Annotated in this window: 1 protein-coding gene; it reads left to right on the forward strand. The window is 70.8% G+C overall.

Going from position 1 to position 852, the window contains the following annotated elements; translation table 11 throughout:
* Nucleotides 1-648 (forward strand): DUF4230 domain-containing protein (locus E1211_RS32200; protein WP_207915604.1); only part of this gene is annotated, 648 nt, incomplete at its 5' end.
* Between the last annotated feature and the right edge of the window lie 204 nt (nucleotides 649-852).

Raw genomic sequence — 852 nt, forward strand, 5'->3', positions numbered from 1 at the left:
GCCACCACCCGCCCCACCCGGGGCCTGCTCTGGGTGCTCGGCGCGGCGGCGCTCGCCGTGATCGTGCTGCTCGGTGTGCAGACATCCGGGCTGCTCCCCAACTTCCGCAACCCGTTCGCCGAGGAGACGACGGACCGCAGCCAGCCGACGCTGCTGAAGTCGATTCAGGACCTCAGCCGCTACGTGGCCGCCGAGGGCAACTTCCAGGTGGTGGTCGACCTCCAGAAGGACCGCCAGTACGTGCCGGACTTCCTGCTCAACGAGCGCACCCTCTTCGTCGGGGCGGGCAGCGTCGAGGCGTACGTGGACTTCTCGAAGATCGCCGACGGCGCGATCGTCGAGTCGGCCGACGGCAAGTCGGTGGAGATCAAGCTGCCCGCGCCGCAGCTCGGCGAGACCAACCTGGACCTGGAGAAGAGCTACGTCTTCGCCGAGAAGCGTGGCCTGCTCAACCGGCTGGGCGACGTGTTCGGCGGGGATCCGAACCGGCAACAGGAGGTCTACCGCCTCGCCGAGGAGCGGATCACCGCCGCCGCCCGGGACAGCGGGCTCGGCGCCCGGGCGGAGGAGAACACCCGCAAGATGCTGGAGGGGCTGCTCGGCTCGCTCGGCTACGAGCGGGTCACGATCACCTACGTCGCTCCCTGACACCTACGTGGCTCCCTAACCGCAAAGCCCAACGGCGCCCGTCCCGCCCCCGGGGCGGGCGCTGTGTGCCTGCGGGGCGCGGGCCAAGATCTGCGCAATTTCCGGGAAGTTGCTGCTTGCAGCTGGGGGAAGGCGACAACTTCCCGGAAATTGCTCGGCCGCGTGGGGCGGGGCCGGCCGCCGGGCCGGGCCTGGGGCCGGGCC

The organism is Micromonospora sp. 15K316 (genome assembly GCF_004348525.1).
Classification (GTDB): domain Bacteria; phylum Actinomycetota; class Actinomycetes; order Mycobacteriales; family Micromonosporaceae; genus Micromonospora.